The organism is Flavilitoribacter nigricans DSM 23189 = NBRC 102662, assembly GCF_002646595.1.
In the GTDB taxonomy this organism is placed as follows: Bacteria; Bacteroidota; Bacteroidia; order Chitinophagales; family Saprospiraceae; genus Flavilitoribacter; species Flavilitoribacter nigricans.
This window is the reverse complement of sequence record NZ_PDUD01000029.1, coordinates 34,611-51,175: the sequence shown is the minus strand read 5'-3', so window position 1 is coordinate 51,175 and position 16,565 is coordinate 34,611. Positions and strand designations below refer to the sequence as shown.

The window sequence follows — 16,565 nt, the reverse complement described above, 5'->3', positions numbered from 1 at the left end:
TATATCAGTTTTAAACTATGAAAGCGTCTAAAGCTTTTACCTCTTTCAAAGATTGGATTTTAGGAAAGTATTGGGCTCTGGCCCAAAACCATGACACGAGAAAAAAATTGAGTAAGATCTGCGAGAATGGCAGTTTTCAGCATGCAGGAGAATTGGAAGAAAGCATGCCTACCGGCTTACAGGATGACACGTAAGCTCAAAACCCGTTGATCTTATAAACCGACTACGCTGAATGTTTCAGGGTAGTAAAACTCAGTGATCCCCTTCCTGCAGAAAATAATCAACATCTGGGATTTTTCCGTCCTGCGGAGAAATCGCGAATAGCAAGTCACTGCGAACTCCAGATAGCTGCAGTTCTTGCTTTCAACCAGACCTTGGTAATAGGTACTGAGTTAATTTTATGGTCTAAGATTATATTGGGCTCTGATACAAATTTAGCTTTTAGGAAGTTACCCAAACCTAAATTTGACATAAATGTATCTTAAAAAATTGAGATTTAGGCAAATAAGGTGAATTTTCTTCCCCTTTGCTGTACCCACCCGACTAGCGGTTTTCGCAGCATAAATGCGGGGATCAAGAAACGGTCGTAGCTACTGCAGTCCTCCGCAATCCCAATTTTTTACAATGAGATGACAGATGGAGTGTCCGCATATCGGTGTATTCCAAGCTAGTTGATCACCAGCTTTATGGATGCAGCCTTCGTGCGCGCCTTCAGCCACTCTTCGATCTGCTCCCTTTCTACCCGGCGCGGACGCCAGGCAAATTTTGCGTACGCCAGATAGACCGTATCGTAAGTCAGGCTGTCCTGGATATTGGATACGATGGATTCCACCACGCTCAGTTCGCGGATGTTCTTGTTGATGGCCTTTGCTTCCTGAGCGAGGTCCACGATCGGCATCTCCTTGGCCCGCATGCGCAGGATCTCTGCTTCCAGTAATTTGATCTGGGCGTCCTTGCCGCGCAGGGCTTCCTCATTCTTTTTGTAAAGTTCTTCAATGATGCCGGTGCGCATCTGCTGGTTCATCTGTTCGACGGTGGCAAGGTCTATGCCTTCTTCCGCCGTGTAGCCCTGACGAACGAGCAGGTTGGCATTCCCCAGGTGATACTCGGCCATCTTGGCTTCCACGCGCTGGATCTCTTCGGGAGGGACCGGCTGGCCGAACAGAGTGACCTCGATGCGGTTCTGCTCGTTGTCAAAATGGTAGTGCTTATTGATCACCTGGCAATTATCGAACTGCAGCTCGCGGCTGACGAACAGGTTCGCATTTTGTTCGAAGATGCTGCGCGTGACCACATTATAGGCCGTATAGATACTCGGAATAACGGTGAGAATGACCAGGATATAAATGTAGCGCTTAACCGTTCGCTCGCGTTTTTCGTCCACAAATTCTTTGGATTTGTAACCCAGCAGGCGAACGATCAGATAAGTGGAAAAGCTGATGAAAACGCTATTGATGAAGAAGAGGTAAAAGGCACCGAAGAAATAATTCCACTGCCCGGTAGCCAGACCGAAACCGGCCGTACATAGGGGCGGCATCAGGGCCGTGGCAATGGCTACTCCCGGAATGGCGTTGCTTTTCTCCTTCCGGCTACCGGCCACGATACCCGACAAACCGCCGAACAGGGCGATAAGGACGTCCCACAGGGTAGGGGTGGTCCGGGCCAGGAGCTCGGACTGCGCGTCGTTCAGCGGAGAGATCCAGAAGTAAAGTGCGGACGTAAGTACACTGATACCCGCAGCGATGGCGAGGTTGCGGAAGGCCTTAATGATCAGTTCGAAATCGTTGATGCCCACGCCCAGGCCGATCCCCATGATGGGACCCATCAGGGGGGAGATCAACATGGCCCCGATGATGACCGCCGGGCTGTTCACGTTCAGACCGACCGAAGCGACCATTATGGCAAAGATCAGGATCCAGAGGTTGGCTCCCCGGAAAACAACCCCTCTTTTAATATCCTCGATCGTCGCTTTTTCGGAAGCTTTATCTTCCTCCAGATTGAAACGATCCTTCAGGAAAATGCGCAAATATCTCAGCAGCGGTCCTAAGGTTACTTTTCTCTGGGTCATGTGTGGGAGTAGTTAGCATTCCAGTTGCCCGGCAACTCAAATGATGAAATAATTCCAAACATAAGGAAATCACTAGTTATTTGGCATACTATTTTTAAAAACCAGGGTCCGGTAGGGGAATGGGATCTCAATCCCTTCGGCATCAAAGCGTTCTTTAATGCTTTCCAGGAGATCACAGTGCATCTCAAAGCCCTTGGCTTGATCGCTGGCCCAGACCCAGGCCCGTAGATTGACGGAAGAATCACCGAAACTGACCACCCGCACCACAATTTCGTCTTTACCTTCAGCAATGGCTTCTTCGGTGCGATTGTCGATATGCAGCGGGTGCTTCATGGCCTCTTCCCGCAGGATCTCTTTCGCCCGTTTGAAATCGGAATCGTAACTGATACCGATCTCCACAAACCGACAGACCTTTTCGTCGGTCATGTCTGCATTCACAATGGTCTCATTACTGATCACCGAATTGGGAATAACGATGCGTTTATTCTGGAAATCCCGGATCACCGTATGGCGCAGGGTAATATCTTCCACGACACCCGACATGGTGTCTTTCACCGTGATCCGGTCGTTGATCCGGTAGGGTTTGAACAGGATGATGAACAGACCGCTGATCACATTGCTCAAGGCGTGCTGGGAGGCAAAACCAACCGCCACCGCCAGAATACCCGCACCGGCCAGCAGGGAGCCGGCTACGGCTTTCAGCGAATCGATCTGGAAGATCGCCATACCGATACCGATGGTGTAGATCACGGCGGTAACGGCGTGCCGCAGGAACTGGTAATTGGTGGGGTCGTTCTTCAGGATCAGCGAGGACTTCAGGATGAAGCGCCTGAAGACTCTGTTGAATACGTAAGAGACTATAAAAGTGATAATTATAATCCCGATCGCATAAACTATAGGTAAATATTCCGGATCCAGTTGCATAGGTTTCAATTTGGCGTAAAAATAAACGCGCCGACGAAAAATTGGTAAGTGCGGTGCGCTTTATTTTCATTTTTCTGTCCACCATGGCCATTCATTCATCGAAGATATGGGCCTTTTCGTCGGACTTGCCGATTTATCTGTAACATCTCCTTATGGCCACCCGTCTCCTCTACAAAATCAATCACACGAAATCTTAGACTGTAATTATGAAAAAGGAGATCACCCTACTGTATGTACTCTTGTTAGTTTTCACCCAACTGTCGGCACAATCCAACGGCAAAGCTATTGTGGACGGCTTCGTTCAGAACGAACGCTCGGAAGCGGTAGACTTTGCCAATGTGCTGCTCTTACAACCGTCGGACAGCAGCCTCATCAAGGGCGCCATCACCGACTCTACCGGTTACTTTGCATTTGAAGACCTGGCCAGCGGCCAGTACCTCATTCAGGCCAATCTGATCGGTTACAAACCGGTGTTCAGTGCCGTTATCGAATTGAATGCCGCCAACCCAAAATTTCGCCTGCCCACGCTGCAGTTGAATACCGACGCGGCGCAGTTGTCGGAAGTAGTCGTTTCCGCGCAGAAGCCGTTCATTGAATTGCGGGCGGACAAACTGGTCGTCAACGTGGAAAGTAGCCCCGTTGCGGCGGGTAACAATGCGCTGGAACTACTGTCCAAAGCGCCGGGGGTAGTGCTGGACCAGAACAACAACATCAGCCTGAAAGGTAAGCAGGGCGTACTGATCCTGATCAACGGCAAACAGAGTTATCTGTCGAACGAGGAAGTGGTGCGGATGCTGGAAAGCACCCCGGCGGATGCCATCGAGCGGATCGAGATCATGCTCAACCCCTCCGCCAAATACGATGCGTCCGGGAACGCCGGGATCATCAATATTCAGATGAAAAAAGATAAGAACCTCGGATTTAACGCCAACCTGCGGGTAGGCGGCGGGGTGGGATCTTTCCCCAAGGCCAACGGCGGACTGCGCTTCAACTATCGCCAGAAAGACTATAATCTCTATGGCAACTACGATTATTATTTCAACCGCAGTTTCCAGGACCTCGACATTGACCGGACGGTCCCTTACGACGGCGGACTGACTTCCTTCGACCAGTTCAACCACTCCATCCGGGAGTACGGCAGCCATCGGGTGCAACTGGGCTGGGACTGGTTCCTCGGAGAAAAAACGACCATCGGCGCCCTGTTTAACGGACGCTTCGGCACCTGGAAACAGAAAGGGAACAACTCCACCGCCATTTCGGGCCCCAGCCCCTGGGATTATTCCCTGATCGATGCCGGCAGTTACCACAAGGACAACTGGGATAACTATACTTACAACATCAATTTCAAGCACGCCTTTGACGATAATGGCAAGGAACTGACCGTGGATATTGACTACTCGGATTTTATCAATGGCAGCAATTCCGATTATTTCAATTATTTCCTCAACGACAATCAGGAAGAAGTTGCAGCGCCTAATCTGTTGCAGGCCAACAACTTCTCGGACGTGAGCATCAAGGCGGCCAAGGTGGATTATACCCAGCCGATCGGAGAAAAGACCAAGATCGAACTGGGAGCCAAGAGTAGTATCGTCAGCACGGACAACGGCATCGAATTCCAAAAACAGGAAGATGGTGACTGGGTGATCGACGACAGCCGCACCAACCAGTTCCAGTACGAAGAGACCATCCACGCGGCCTACGCCAATTTCAGTCACCAGTTCAAAGGGCTGATGCTGCAACTGGGCCTGCGTTCGGAATACACCATCTCGGACGGTATGTCCGTGACCCTGGACGAACGGGTGAAACGCGATTATCTGGATCTATTCCCGAGTGTGAGTCTGTCTCACTCCGTTGGTAAGGCCCACAATCTGAGCTACGCTTACAGTCGCCGGATCGACCGTCCTTCCTACCAGGATCTGAACCCCTTTATTTTCTTCCTGGATCAGTTCACCTTCGGAAAAGGTAATCCCTTCCTGCAACCGCAGTATACGGATTCCTACAGCATCAACTACAGCCTGAATAACCGCTTTGTCGCCAGCCTGAGTTACAGCCATACCAAAGACGCAATGACGGAGGTACTGGAACAGGATAACGAGAGCCAGGCTACGTTCCAGACTTACCGGAACCTGGCCAACTTCGACAACATCAGCCTGAACCTGTCGGCTCCCTTTACCCTCAGTGAATGGTATACGCTGCGACTCAGTGTGACCGGATACCAGAACAGCTACCGCTCGCCCTTTATGGACGGTGAACTGGACAGTGATCAGTTTTCCTACAATTTCTACGTAGCGAATAACTTCAACCTTCCGGGAGATTTTAAAGCGGAGCTTACGGGATATTACCAGTCGGCTTTCATCTACAGCATCTTCCAGGGACGTCCGCAGTACAGTATTGATTTCGGTCTGAATAAGACCATTCTGGACGGAAAGGGTAAGATCAGTCTGAACGTCAATGATATTTTCAATACCCGGCAGTTCGAGGCGCGTATCCGCCAGGCGGACCTGAACCTGGATCTTGTGAACAAGAATGAGAGCCGCCGGATCAATTTGACCTTCAACTACAGCTTCGGTAATTCGGAAGTGAAACCCGCACGCCGCCGTAACACGGCTACGGATGACGAGCAGTCACGGGTAAAGCAGAATTAAGCCACTAGTAAATAAACCAAAGGCCTGGATATTGCCATTATACCGGCACTATCCAGGCCCCAAAAAAGATAATTAGGTTTTGTGTGTGTATAGGTGAGTAATGAAGGGTGAAGGGATCTTCGGGATCCATTCACTAATCATTGCTCACCCCTTTTTTTTTGTAGCAATAGCAATTTCAATCACTCAAAATCAAGCGTAAAAGTCAAATTGAAGCAGCAAGCTGTCCTTTCCCATGCTATTGCAATTGATATTACGATTGAAAAAACGGGAATTATTCAGACGGAACTGCCCTAAGCTTAATGGGAAGCGTACGGTCCGGTTCGCGTCCCCGGCCGTGAATGATGATGGTATTTTCCCGCAGTTCCATCGTGGCGTAGGAATTTTCCTCGGTATCAACCATCCCTTTGAAAGTCAGGAAGTGAATGCCTTTATATTCCACGTAGCCGCCCGCGTGATTGTGCCCGTTCATCCAGGCCTTAACGCAGTCATACTGACTGATCAGCTCGACCACTTCCTCCGAGTTCCAGAGTACGTGATTATCCACCGGCAGGAGCGGGAAGTGGCAGAATAGAATAACCTTTTCTCCGGCCTTTTCCGCTTTTTGTAACTCCCCCTGCAGCCAGCTCATCTGGGCTTCACCCAGGGCACCGTTGTAGGTGGGCCGTCCCGGATACTGCGTATCGTAGATCTTTTTTGCCTCCTGGTGGGCGGTGCTTCCTTCCGGCCAGGCGTAGAGACTCACATCATTGCCATCCACAACGATAAATCGCCAATGGTCCATTTTTAGGGAAAAGTATCGGTCGGATAGTCCCAGGATCTTCGGAACGTCCGGTTTCAGCTCATCCGGGAACTCGAAATCGTGATTTCCGAGTACGAGCGTATGGGGCGCACGGGCGCTTTGCAGAATGGGCATCACGGTATTTACGCTCTCCATCCCTCCGATATCAATAAAATCACCCAGATGGAAAATATGGGAAAGTTCCAGCGTATTGAAATCTGCGATACAGGCCCGCAGTTTTTCCGGAGATAGCTGGTAATGCCGCACGCCGCGTGTAGGCGCATCGGCGTACTGACAATCGGCGATCATGCCCAGTTCCGGCACGGCACCCAGTGATCGGATCTTCCGGGCACCCGTACAGGAACTAAGCAGGATCGAAATGCCTATTGCTATGCAGCCGAGCCGGATCATCCACGGATGGATTTGATCAGGGCCAGGGCCGCTTCGGTATTTTTCTGCAGCAGTGCAAAATCCCGGCTTTTCAGGATGTCACTGCTGATCAGTTGGGAACCCATACCAACACAGGTAACGCCCGCATTGAACCAGCCTCTCAGGTTCGCTTCTTCGGGCGTAACGCCGCCGGTCGGCATAATGCTCAACCAGGGGCAGGGACCTTTGATCGCTTTTACAAAACCGGGGCCGTAGCTGGAACCCGGGAAGAGTTTGACCACTTCGCAACCCAGTTCGTGGGCGCGATTGATCTCCGACAGCGTACCGCATCCGGGAGACCACATGACTTTCCGGCGGTTGCAAACGGCCGCAATCTCATCCACCAGCATGGGGCTAACGATAAAATTAGCGCCCAACTGCAGATAGAGTGCCGCGGTACCGGCATCCACAATGGAGCCAACGCCCAGCATCATGCCCGGCAATTCCTTGAGCGCATACTTGTTCAGTTCGGCAAATACCTCGTGGGCGAAATCACCGCGATTGGTGAATTCCAGCAAACGGGCACCGCCATCGTAGCAGGCTTTCAGCACCTGCTTTCCCAGTTCTACGTCCGGGTGATAAAATAGAGGGACCATGCCGTTATCGGCCATGGTCTGTGCAACTTGTAATCTGGTATATTTTGCCATGTCTGTTTTTTGAAATAAGCAATGAGGAGTTGGGATTTGATGCGATATGCGTTACCAAAGCTTTTGCCGGCTCCGGCCTATCCCCAGATCCCAACATCGTTTCCCATTCTACCGGCTTACCCGGCCGCTGGCGTCTCCGCTCATCAGCTTGGATACCTCATCCACCGTTACCAGGTTGGCATCGCCGTAGATCGTGTGTTTCAGGCAGGAAGCCGCCACTGCGAAATCCAGTGCCTGCTGGTCGTCTTCCGGCCAGGTGATCAGGCCGTAGATCAGGCCGCCCATGAAACTGTCGCCGCCGCCTACGCGGTCCACGATGTGGGTGATCTGGTAAGTGCGGGATTCCAGGAGCTCTTTGCCGTTGTACAGTACGCCGGCCCAGGTATTGTGGGAGGCGCTGATCGAACCGCGCAGGGTAACGATCACTTTTTTCGCTCTCGGGAAGCGGGCCATCAGTTGCTTACCTACGGATACATAGGCCTGGGCATCGATGGTGTCGCCCTGGGTGACGTCCACCCCTTCCGGATGAATATCGAAGTGTTTTTCGGCATCTTCCTCATTACCCAGGATCACATCACAACCCTCTACCAGAGCCGGCATGACCTCATTGGGTTCTTTGCCGTATTTCCAGAGGTTTTTCCGGTAATTCAGGTCCGTAGATACGGTCACGCCGAGCCGGTTGGCGGCCTGGATGGCTTCGAGACAAACATCGGCAGCTGCCTGGGAAATAGCCGGAGTGATCCCCGTCCAGTGGAACCACTGGGCGTCCTGGAAAACCTCTTCCCAGTCGATACTCCCTTTGGAAATGGTGGAGATCGCAGAATGCGCGCGATCGTAGATCACTTTACTGCCGCGACTGACGGCACCCATTTCCAGGAAGTAAATACCCAGACGCTCTCCGCCGCGGGCAATATGTTGAGTGCCTACGCCGTACTTGCGCATGGCCATCAGCGCGCAGTCTCCGATGTCGTTCTTGGGTAGGCGGGTAACGAATTCAGTGGGGATGCCGTAATTGGCTAAAGAAACAGCTACGTTGCTTTCTCCTCCTCCGTACACCACGTCAAATACGTTTGCCTGGGAAAAGCGCTGGAATCCGGGAGGGGTCAAACGGAGCATAATTTCTCCGAAGGTTACAACTTTTTTCATAGGTATAGTTCAGTTAAATTTATCATGCAAGATAAGTGATGAATAAGGGCTTTCAACTGATCATTGAAGCCTGGTAAATGCGGGAACAAAGTACCGGTGCCCGTCTAAAAAGCACGATTCATTTTTTATCATTTACCATGCATCAATCACCAATCGGCACCATTTTAGCTTTGCTCGCCGAAACCGAAATAGTTTTTGGCATTGTAGTAGGAAATATCGCTGATGATCTTGCCGATCCAGGCCGTATCATTGGGCAATAATCCGTTTTCCACGTCGCGGCCGAACATATCGCACAACAGTCGGCGGAAGTATTCGTGACGGGGGAAGGATAGGAAGCTCCGGCTATCCGTCAGCATACCGACGAAGCGACTGAGCAGTCCCATATTGGAGAGGGCGTTCATTTGTTTTTCCATGCCGTCGAGTTGATCGAGGAACCACCAGGCCGATCCGAACTGCATCTTACCCGCAACGGTACCGTCATTGTAGTTACCGATCATGGTAGCCATTACTTCGTTATCCCGTGGGTTGAGATTGTACAGGATGGTTTTTGCCAGTTGGTCGTTGGCATCGAGATTGTTCAGGAAGCGGGAAAGCGACCGGGCCTGACTGAAATCGCCGATACTGTCGAAGCCGGTATCCGGGCCCAGTTCCGCCAGCATGCGGCGGTTGTTGTTGCGCAGGGCACCGAGATGGTACTGCTGGGTCCAGCCGAGGCTGTGGTACAGGCGTCCCAGTTCGAACAGGACGGCCGACTGGAAAAGCAGGGCTTCACCGTCGAACAGTTTTTCGCCGCTGAGTCTTCTTTTGAGGATGGCATCCAGATCGGCCTCGCTGTAGTCGGCAGCGTAGATCTGTTCCAGGCCGTGATCCGCCAGGCGGCAGCCGCGGTTGTGGAAGTATTCCGCGCGTTTGGCCAGTGCGGCTACCAGTCCGGCAAAACTTTCGGTATCCACATTGGTCAGATCGCTGAGTTTGCGAATATAGTCCGGAAAGATATCCGCCTGGATCAGAATGGCTTTATCCGGCCGGAAGGCGGGGATCACCATGACGGGGCAGTTATCCTCCTTGATCGCCGCGTGCTCGGACAGGTCGTCCAGCGGGTCGTCCGTGGTACAAACGATCTCCACTTTCATCATGCCGAGCAGACTGCGGACGCTGTAGTCCGGGGAATTCAACAAGGTTGAACAATGATCGTAGATCGCTTTGGCGGAGTTTCCGTCCAGGAGCTCATCCACGCCGAAATAGCGTTTTAATTCCAGGTGCGTCCAATGGTACAAAGGATTCCGCATGGTGTAGGGAACGGTTTCCGCCCATTTCTGGAATTTTTCCTCGTCGCTGGCCGATCCGGTGATGAATTTTTCCGAAATGCCGTTCGTACGCATGGCCCGCCATTTGTAGTGGTCTCCGTTCAACCATACGCTGGTGATATTGGAAAACTGCTTATCGCTGGCAATCTCATCGGGAGGGAGATGGCAGTGATAATCGATGATAGGAAGATCGGCAGCGTAGTTATGGTATAGCTCTCTTGCCGTCTCGTTAGACAGCAAAAAGTTTTCGTTCAGAAACGTATCGACTTGTGAGTCAACTTGGGTCTGGTGTGGCATAACATTTTTTTTCAAAAGACGCAGGCGTTCTGGTTTACCCTTATCTCTTTAGATGAATGAAAAGAACTGAGGAATTAGTAAGCTCGCCAGGATCCAGAACAAAAGGTTTAGAAAGATCCCGACTTTCAGAAAATCGCGAAATTTATATTGTCCGGCGCTGTAGACCATGGTATTGGTCTGGTAGCCGATCGGAGTTGAAAAGCTCGAAGAGGCCGCAAAAGTGACCGCCATCAGAAAGGGGGTAGGCTGGACGTCCATATTTTCCGCCGCCGTGATGGCGATGGGAGCCAGCAGGGCCGCCGTAGCGTTATTGGACATGATCTCGGTGAGCAGGGAAGTGGTCAGATACAGACCCGATAGTACCGCTATCGGCCCCCATTGCCCGAGATGATCGACCATACCGTTGGCTATGGTTTTGTCCAGGCCGCTGTTGTGCATGGCAATACCCAGACTGAGTGCACCCGCCAGCAAGAAGATGATCTTCCAGTTGATGGCTTCGTACACCTCTTTCATATTGAGGGTCTTGCTCAACACCAGGGCGATCACACCCAGCATCGTACCGGTCATGATCGATACCCAACCGGCGGTAGCCGAAATGATCACGGCAAAAATAATACCAAGTACCATATAAAAGCGCTTCTCGTGGAAATCGGTCAAATAGTCTTCGGACAAAAGTACAAAAGGTGCATCCTGTTCGGCTTCCAATTTCTTTAATTCCTTGACATAGTGCTTTTTGACTTCCGCCAGGATCACATCGCCGGCTTTCAGTTCCAGTTTGTAGAGCTGTTCGTGCAGGATCTCCTCGCGGTGGCGGATGGCCAGCGGGATGGCACGGAACCGGCGGCGAAAATCGAGTTCCCGCAGGGTTTTCCGGTCAAATTCGGAATTGGCGGTGATCACCAGTTCAACGAGGGCCGAATTGTCTCCGTTGAGCTGTTCGTCCGCCATCTTCATCGGGGAACTGATCTGGATCTTGGCCCGGTCCTTGAGGTTTTTGATCTTGTCCACGTTGCACCGGATCTTCAGGATATCGCCGGCCTGCAGCCGGAAGTCACCGGCTGGGAGCGTAAAGATGCTTCCCGAGCGGCGCACCTGGATGATATCCATTTCCAGTTCCTGTACCAGTGGCGAATCCATGATCCTTTTCCCGACGGATACCGCACCGGATAAGAGTTCGATCTCGGTCAGGTAATCGCGCATGCCGAATTTTTCCTTCAGGTCGCCTTCCTGCCGGCGATCGGGTAGCAGCCGCAGACCGATACAGGCCATAAAGATGATACCGGCCGCCAGCAGGATCAGCCCGACCGGGGCCATCTGAAAGACGGTAAAAGCCGGCAGCCCCTGGTTTTCGGCGATCCCGCTGACCAGCATATTCGTAGACGTACCGATCAGGGTACAGGTGCCACCAAAAATAGAGGCGAAAGAGAGCGGGATCAGTAATTTGGTCGGAGAGACGCCCGAGGCGTGGGCGATCTGAATCACCACCGGAATAAAGACGGCAACCACCGGCGTATTATTCACAAACGCGGAAATGACCGCGATCAGCAGCATCATGATCATCACGCCCAGCCGGTAGTGGTAGCGGAAAATACCCGAAAGCCGGTGCGCGAGAAACTGCAGGGCTCCGGTCTTTAGCAGGGCGGCACTGAGTACAAACATAAAAGCCACCGTGAGCGTAGCGCTGTTGCTAAAACCGGAAACCCCCTCTTCGGGGCTGACCACTCCCAAAAGGATCAGGAGGGTCATGATCAGCATAGCGACGAGGTCGATGGATAACCACTCGGTAGCAAAAAGAATAATGGCAATAGTGATCACTCCCAGTGTTGCAATCGCTTCGTATCCCATTCGTGTGATGGTTGGTGGTTTCGTGGCTATCTGATCAGGACAATTCCTTGGCGTACAAAGTGGGGCAAAGGTAATATTACCCTACAAATTTTTTAGCCAGGATAAAATTTCTCTTTTCAGGCTGTCATCTGCATGACCCCAGGATGCCGCCTCCAGGTGAGTGCCGGTCTCAGAAGAAACAAACTGTATTTTTTCCGGTTGAATGCCTTCAAATGTTTCGACGAAGGTGACGGCGCTTTGGTAGGGGACCATCCCGTCGCACTCCCCGTGTACACAGAATACGGGCGTATCGGGATTATGTTTCCGGATATGTTCCAGCGGATTGGCAAGGCGGAACTGTTCACTGCCCTTACTGCCCGCAAAAGCACGGAGAACCAGGTTGTCCTGCATGTGGTCCAGATTGAGGGGCGCACCGAGGGCCAGCAGGCCGGCAAAGATCCGTGGGGAAACCGATATTTGAGTAAGTTGCTGGTGATCAAAACAGAGCAGGGCGGCCAGATTCCCACCGGCGGACATACCTCCCAGCACGATCTGCTGTTCGTCCCTGCCGGTCCCTTCCCGGAGTTCCAGCACCCGGAGCAGGATCTGGTTGAGGTCTTCCCGCATATCGAAGTAATTGTAGTAGGGCGTGCGGCGCAGGGAGGGGAGAATTACCGGATATCCGGCATCATGAAAGCTTTTGATACTGGCTTTAAATTGTTCGGGTTTACCGAATTTCCAGCCGCCGCCGTGAAAGTAAACAATGATCTTATCGGTCGGTGGAGCCTGATCGGGCGGAGGTACGTAGAGCAGGTATTGCCGGAAGTGCCGGCCGTAGCGGATCTTTTCGGATTGCATGCCACTGGTATCAATTCGCGACAATCTTAGCCAAAATTTTGGCAGGTGGAGAATTTCGTGCAGAACGTTGCCTCTGGGCAAAAGCGAAAGACCCAGCGGAAGCGTTAAAATGATGGAAATCAATAGGAATGACCCTGACATCTGATTGGTTTAATTGCGGACTTTTTTGATAGTAAATACGGTTATTTTACTATATTATGAAAAAATTCTATCATTTTCGTGTGGGTTAAAGACAGCGTTCTGATTACCCGAAACGTTTATATGGCGATTAAGGATTTATTCACATTTACTATAACCTCAGTAAAGATTAATTGGTTTTTAGTTGGTTTTGTTTGTTAGTAAGGAAGGGTGTAGCTGGTCTGCACCCTTTGCTTTTTTTACCCCTTTCGGTTTCTCTTTCTAAATAATTTATTTCCTCAATTAGGATCTTTCCAGCTGTGTCGCCGGCCGGGAAAGCAGGCTGATACCGATGATGGGCAGCGATAGAATGATCGGTACCATGTAGATATAACCAAAGGGGATCTGGATGAAGTTGTAAAAAATGACCAGGTAAATCTTAAAAGAACCCAGCAGAAAGATCCGATAATCCATCTCTTCTTTCTTCAGCCAGAAAAACACTCCGGATAACAATACGATACCGAGACTTACCGCCGCGTGAAACTGCCGGTAGGCATTAACTTTCTCCACCAGGGTGCCACTCAGGTGTTCGTAAAACCACCAGCCAAATCCCAGGCCTTTATACAGGGCAAAAGGCCGTTCGTCGGGCTGCTGCCAGGGCTGGAGTTCCCAGGATGCAAAAGCGGCCGTGGTGTGGTAATCGTAGCCCTGTTGGAAGATGGTCCAGTCCTGACTTAAAAATGGCAGGCCGTAGATGATCGCCACCCCCAGCCCCAGTAATCCGGCTATAAGGAATGCATTTTTTCGGGGCTCCCGGATGAGTACCACCACCAGAAAAAGCGGGATCCATAGCACCAGCGCGTACCTGGAAAGCAGACACAACAGCATACTGACCGCCCGCAGCCAATTGGACCTGGACATTAGGGCCAGACTCAGGAATAAGTAAAATCCCACCACCTGCGTCTCGACGGCGTAACTGAACATGCCTTCGTGATCCCACACAATTAAAGCGATCAGAAAAATAAAGGGTAGCGCCGTGAGGAATAAGGCGCTTAGAAGGTCTGTGCTTCTTCGAACGAAGTAATAACTGCAGGCCGCAAAGGAAGCAGCCAGTACGAAAAAGGCGAACCAGCGGTAGTCGAGGCCGAGCAGGTCCGGAATGATAAAGGGCATCCAGGTAAGCGGCAGATAAGTGGGGAAGAGGTGATGATTAAAACCCCAATCGTCCGCATAGATCCAGCGGTAGGGAAATTCTCCGGATAGAAACCGGTCAACGAGGATGCCGATCTGCGGGATTACGTCGGAGCCGTCCGTAACCGTATAGAAATCTTCAATGACGAACTGATCGAATTCCTTTTGGATCAGTATGGCCGCGATCACAAAACCGATCAGGAAAGTAGCGGATAGCAGAATCTTTTGCCATCCGGGCCGCCCGCCGGGAGATAGCGAAGGTAAAGCATATTTTTTTCCGTAGAACAGGTACAGAAAAGCAAAACCTACCGCCAGACCGCTCAGTAACATCAAAAAGGAGCTGGTGTACGCATCAAAGGTACCTTTCAGGAAACTCAACATGCCCAGTTCCACCAAAGCACTAACGACAATAAACAGTTGGGCAAGGCGGAGCTTACCCGATTCTCCGGCCAAAGAGGTTTTTAAGCCGGAAGCCAGCCTGGATACTAGCGTTCGCCAGTTCATAGAGCGTAATTTATGTTGCCTGAATCATGGTCCGATTAAAAACCGGATCGGAAGAAGATCAGCTTTTGGTATTGCGCAGCCAAAATTATCAATTTTTTCGAATGTCGGATCAACTTCCCCGGATCATACCGCTTGACTTTTTGTTCTGAATATTCTACATTTGTAGAAATAAATCGAATGTTATAGAAATGGAGTTATCCAAAGCCGAAAAAAAATTGATGCAACTGCTCTGGAAAATGAAGCGGGCTTATATGAAAGATATCCTCGAAGCCTACCCGGAACCGAAACCGGCTCCCACTACTGTGGCCACCCTGTTGAAGCGAATGACCGATAAGGGATTTATCAGCTACGAAAAGCGGGGGAGTGTCCGGGAATATTATCCGCTGGTGAATAAAGCAGTCTATTTCAAAAAGCAACTGGGGGAGATGATCAGCAATTACTTCGATGGTTCTCCCACGGAGTTCGCTTCTTTTTTTGCCGAATCCGCCGAAATGTCCCAGAAAGAACTGGAGACGCTCCGGGAGATCATTGACCAGCAGTTGAAAAACCGGGAGGAATGATCGGCTACGTACTGGAATTTACGGTCTGCCTGCTGGTGCTTTGGACGGTATACCGGCTGGTACTGTATCCGTTATCCAGCTTTGGGTTCAATCGTTTCTTCCTGCTGGGGAGCCTGCTGGCCGCACTGATCATCCCTTTCGTTGACCTGGAATTTCAAATACCGGCCACCGCAACCGGTCTGGGAGCTACAAATTTAATGGAGCATTATTCCGTACCAAATCTCGATCCGGTAGAAGCTTCCGTCGCCGGAGAATCGCCATTCCTACTACTCGTGATCGGCATCTACCTGGCGGTGGTTATCGTAAGGCTAATCCGTTTGGGAAAGAGTGTTTGGGGGCTGTTGGGATTGGTGCGCAGCAATCCCAATCTATCCCTGCCCGGAGGCACGCTGGTACTGTTGGATACTCCGGTCAGCCCTTATTCTTTCCTAGGATACATATTCGTCAACCGGCAGCAATACCGGTCCGGACAGCTGGGAGCAGAAATTCTGGAGCACGAACGGAGCCACCTGCGCCAGCGACACTCCTGGGATATCATTTTCATTGAAATCCTGATCGCTTTTTTCTGGTGGCAGCCTCTGCTGTACCTGTACCGGAAAGCGCTAAAAATAAACCACGAATTCCTGGCGGATCAACATACGCTGGTCAAATATCCGGACCGGCATCACTACCAGCGACTGTTGCTGGGACAAATAGGTGGTCAACAACCGGAAAGCGTGGTGAGTGCCTTAAATTTTTCTTTAACCAAAAAACGACTCCTGATGATGTACCGAAATGACCCTAAGTGGCGTATTCTGGCCGGGAAATCCCTGGCCGTAACGACCCTGTTGCTTTTATTTTTGGGCCTGAGTGTAAGCGTGCATGCGCAGCAAAAAGATACGACTAAACCACCGCCTCCACCACCGGTCGAGTCGGAGCGATCTCAGGTCGGCAATGAAGCCGCTCTGCCCGAACCGCCGCCACCACCACCCAATCATAGCTTCAAAAAAAATCCGCCTACCGATGCCCAGCTCCGGGAATGGACCGACCCGAAAAAATACGGTGTATGGCTGGATGGTGCCCGTATCGACAATAGCCGTCTGGAAAATATGAAGTCGGAAGAAGTCGCAGTATATCTGCAGAGCCGCCTGCTAAAAAACGCCAGGAATTACGGGAAGCATGTTTTTCAGGTCAATCTGTATTCTACGGAGTATTATGAGGCAAAACTTAAAAATTTTAAGCCCGGAAGAAAACCCGGCCCGGAGGGGTAGGCGGTTCAGTTATACCATCT

At 51.2% G+C, this 16,565-nt stretch carries 13 protein-coding genes; 4 read left to right on the top strand and 9 right to left on the bottom strand.

Features of this window, described 5'->3' with window-relative positions:
• Window positions 1–17 precede the first annotated feature (17 nt).
• Window positions 18–194, top strand: coding sequence for a hypothetical protein (locus CRP01_RS42440; RefSeq protein ID WP_170110527.1), 177 nt, complete (start codon window positions 18–20; stop codon window positions 192–194).
• Between the two features lie 473 nt (window positions 195–667).
• Here CRP01_RS42440 and CRP01_RS24665 read toward each other — a convergent pair whose 3' ends face one another.
• Together CRP01_RS24665 and CRP01_RS24660 are read right to left on the bottom strand one after the other, a co-directional pair.
• Window positions 668–2,068: a TIGR00341 family protein gene (locus CRP01_RS24665; RefSeq protein ID WP_099152784.1), complete on the bottom strand. Its 1,401-nt coding sequence runs from the start codon at window positions 2,066–2,068 to the stop codon at window positions 668–670.
• 72 nt (window positions 2,069–2,140) lie between these two features.
• Window positions 2,141–2,992: a mechanosensitive ion channel family protein gene (locus CRP01_RS24660; protein WP_099152783.1), complete on the bottom strand. Its 852-nt coding sequence runs from the start codon at window positions 2,990–2,992 to the stop codon at window positions 2,141–2,143.
• Between the two features lie 206 nt (window positions 2,993–3,198).
• On the opposite strand from CRP01_RS24660, the gene CRP01_RS24655 reads away from it, so the two are divergent.
• The gene (locus tag CRP01_RS24655) at window positions 3,199–5,637 is read left to right on the top strand and encodes an outer membrane beta-barrel family protein (protein ID WP_099152782.1); all 2,439 of its coding nucleotides are present in this window, start codon (window positions 3,199–3,201) and stop codon (window positions 5,635–5,637) included.
• A 271-nt stretch (window positions 5,638–5,908) separates the two neighbouring features.
• Here CRP01_RS24655 and CRP01_RS24650 read toward each other — a convergent pair whose 3' ends face one another.
• The 7 genes from CRP01_RS24650 to CRP01_RS24620 form a co-directional block, all read right to left on the bottom strand.
• Complete coding sequence (locus CRP01_RS24650) at window positions 5,909–6,826, bottom strand: metallophosphoesterase (RefSeq protein WP_099152781.1); 918 nt, start codon at window positions 6,824–6,826, stop codon at window positions 5,909–5,911.
• The gene (locus CRP01_RS24645) at window positions 6,823–7,491 is read right to left on the bottom strand and encodes a bifunctional 4-hydroxy-2-oxoglutarate aldolase/2-dehydro-3-deoxy-phosphogluconate aldolase (RefSeq protein ID WP_099152780.1); all 669 of its coding nucleotides are present in this window, start codon (window positions 7,489–7,491) and stop codon (window positions 6,823–6,825) included. The genes CRP01_RS24650 and CRP01_RS24645 overlap by 4 nt, the downstream gene beginning before the upstream one ends.
• Before the next feature lie 108 nt (window positions 7,492–7,599).
• The gene (locus tag CRP01_RS24640; protein WP_099152779.1) at window positions 7,600–8,637 is read right to left on the bottom strand and encodes a sugar kinase; all 1,038 of its coding nucleotides are present in this window, start codon (window positions 8,635–8,637) and stop codon (window positions 7,600–7,602) included.
• Window positions 8,638–8,801: 164 nt separating this feature from the next.
• A complete protein-coding gene (gene uxaC, locus CRP01_RS24635; protein WP_099152778.1) occupies window positions 8,802–10,241 on the bottom strand; it encodes a glucuronate isomerase in 1,440 nt (479 codons plus the stop codon).
• A 48-nt stretch (window positions 10,242–10,289) separates the two neighbouring features.
• Window positions 10,290–12,086 (bottom strand): SLC13 family permease, encoded by a 1,797-nt coding sequence (locus tag CRP01_RS24630; protein WP_099152777.1) that lies wholly within the window; start codon window positions 12,084–12,086, stop codon window positions 10,290–10,292.
• A gap of 81 nt (window positions 12,087–12,167) precedes the next feature.
• Entirely contained in the window at window positions 12,168–12,947 is a 780-nt protein-coding gene (locus tag CRP01_RS24625) for an alpha/beta hydrolase (protein ID WP_170110526.1), read from the bottom strand.
• 396 nt (window positions 12,948–13,343) lie between these two features.
• Window positions 13,344–14,735 (bottom strand): hypothetical protein, encoded by a 1,392-nt coding sequence (locus CRP01_RS24620; protein ID WP_099152775.1) that lies wholly within the window; start codon window positions 14,733–14,735, stop codon window positions 13,344–13,346.
• Window positions 14,736–14,923: 188 nt separating this feature from the next.
• On the opposite strand from CRP01_RS24620, the gene CRP01_RS24615 reads away from it, so the two are divergent.
• Window positions 14,924–15,295, top strand: coding sequence for a BlaI/MecI/CopY family transcriptional regulator (locus CRP01_RS24615; protein ID WP_099152774.1), 372 nt, complete (start codon window positions 14,924–14,926; stop codon window positions 15,293–15,295).
• Complete coding sequence (locus tag CRP01_RS24610) at window positions 15,292–16,545, top strand: M56 family metallopeptidase (protein WP_099152773.1); 1,254 nt, start codon at window positions 15,292–15,294, stop codon at window positions 16,543–16,545. The genes CRP01_RS24615 and CRP01_RS24610 overlap by 4 nt, the downstream gene beginning before the upstream one ends.
• Window positions 16,546–16,565 lie beyond the last annotated feature (20 nt).

Coding starts and splice junctions, on each gene's coding strand:
- CRP01_RS42440 (WP_170110527.1), top strand. CDS start 18: ATGAAAGCGTCTAAAGCTTTTACCTCTTTCAAAGATTGGATTTTAGGA.
- CRP01_RS24665 (WP_099152784.1), bottom strand. CDS start 2,068: ATGACCCAGAGAAAAGTAACCTTAGGACCGCTGCTGAGATATTTGCGC.
- CRP01_RS24660 (WP_099152783.1), bottom strand. CDS start 2,992: ATGCAACTGGATCCGGAATATTTACCTATAGTTTATGCGATCGGGATT.
- CRP01_RS24655 (WP_099152782.1), top strand. CDS start 3,199: ATGAAAAAGGAGATCACCCTACTGTATGTACTCTTGTTAGTTTTCACC.
- CRP01_RS24650 (WP_099152781.1), bottom strand. CDS start 6,826: ATGATCCGGCTCGGCTGCATAGCAATAGGCATTTCGATCCTGCTTAGT.
- CRP01_RS24645 (WP_099152780.1), bottom strand. CDS start 7,491: ATGGCAAAATATACCAGATTACAAGTTGCACAGACCATGGCCGATAAC.
- CRP01_RS24640 (WP_099152779.1), bottom strand. CDS start 8,637: ATGAAAAAAGTTGTAACCTTCGGAGAAATTATGCTCCGTTTGACCCCT.
- uxaC (WP_099152778.1), bottom strand. CDS start 10,241: ATGCCACACCAGACCCAAGTTGACTCACAAGTCGATACGTTTCTGAAC.
- CRP01_RS24630 (WP_099152777.1), bottom strand. CDS start 12,086: ATGGGATACGAAGCGATTGCAACACTGGGAGTGATCACTATTGCCATT.
- CRP01_RS24620 (WP_099152775.1), bottom strand. CDS start 14,735: ATGAACTGGCGAACGCTAGTATCCAGGCTGGCTTCCGGCTTAAAAACC.
- CRP01_RS24615 (WP_099152774.1), top strand. CDS start 14,924: ATGGAGTTATCCAAAGCCGAAAAAAAATTGATGCAACTGCTCTGGAAA.
- CRP01_RS24610 (WP_099152773.1), top strand. CDS start 15,292: ATGATCGGCTACGTACTGGAATTTACGGTCTGCCTGCTGGTGCTTTGG.